This is a genomic window from Pseudoalteromonas sp. PPB1, assembly GCF_015356275.1.
GTDB lineage: Bacteria > Pseudomonadota > Gammaproteobacteria > Enterobacterales > Alteromonadaceae > Pseudoalteromonas > Pseudoalteromonas rubra_D.
In genome coordinates, this window is record NZ_JACEQV010000087.1 from 1 (window position 1) to 896 (window position 896).

The following is an 896-nucleotide window of genomic DNA, read 5'->3' on the forward strand; positions in this document are numbered from 1 at the left end:
GTTGAAGACTACAACGTTGATAGGCGAGATGTGGAAGTGGTGTGAGCCATTGAGCTAACTCGTACTAATTACCCGTGAGGCTTAACCATACAACGCCAAAGTGGTTTTGTTTGTTAGAAGTTAAGAAATAAAGTAGACGAAAGAATTTAATACGCTTTTCCAGATTTTAGTGAGATGTTGATAAACGTCTTGCGCAACAGTTTATGCTTGGTAACCATAGCATTTTGGAACCACCTGACTCCATGCCGAACTCAGTAGTGAAACGAAATAGCGCCGATGATAGTGTGGGGTTTCCCATGTGAAAGTAGGACATTGCCAAGCTCCAAATTTTAAAAAGAACTAAAACAAAAATTGAAAAGATTTTCCTGGTGAAAATAGCGTTTTGGAACCACCTGACTCCATGCCGAACTCAGTAGTGAAACGAAACAGCGCCGATGATAGTGTGGGGTTTCCCATGTGAAAGTAGGTCATCGCCAGGGCCCAATTAGATGAACCCGTTGCAGCAATGCAGCGGGTTTTTTGCTATGTGCAATTTAAAAAGCTGTAGACAGAGCAGTGTTGTCTATTCCTCCATGAAGCTGGTATCTGGCAGTCTTTGGGGACACTTTCCTGTGGAGGGGCCTTTTTTGCGCTGTGAATAGGTCTGCGTTCTCTACGATAGCTCATCTCACCTTGCGCAAAGTAATACCAATTTCACTTAATACCTGGTCTATTTGAAGGAGTAAATAGGACGCTAACAGCGTTAAAGATTTCTCATTTAGAACAACTAATACCATTTTGATTAATTAACTGGTCATTTTTATCCAGTCTCTAAAGCATAGTGATTTCACCCTGTCAGCACATGAGATAAACGCATTCCATGCTTCACTGACCTGATCCAAAATGTCTTCGTAGCT

3 rRNA genes are annotated in these 896 nt (G+C 41.7%); all 3 read left to right on the forward strand.

Annotated elements, in window-relative coordinates:
• Positions 1 to 89: ribosomal RNA gene (locus IY568_RS24410) — 23S ribosomal RNA — on the forward strand; the annotation flags it as partial.
• 117 nt (positions 90 to 206) lie between these two features.
• Positions 207 to 321, forward strand: a 5S ribosomal RNA gene (gene rrf, locus IY568_RS24415).
• A gap of 43 nt (positions 322 to 364) precedes the next feature.
• Positions 365 to 479, forward strand: a 5S ribosomal RNA gene (gene rrf / locus IY568_RS24420).
• The last annotated feature ends 417 nt before the right edge of the window (positions 480 to 896 follow it).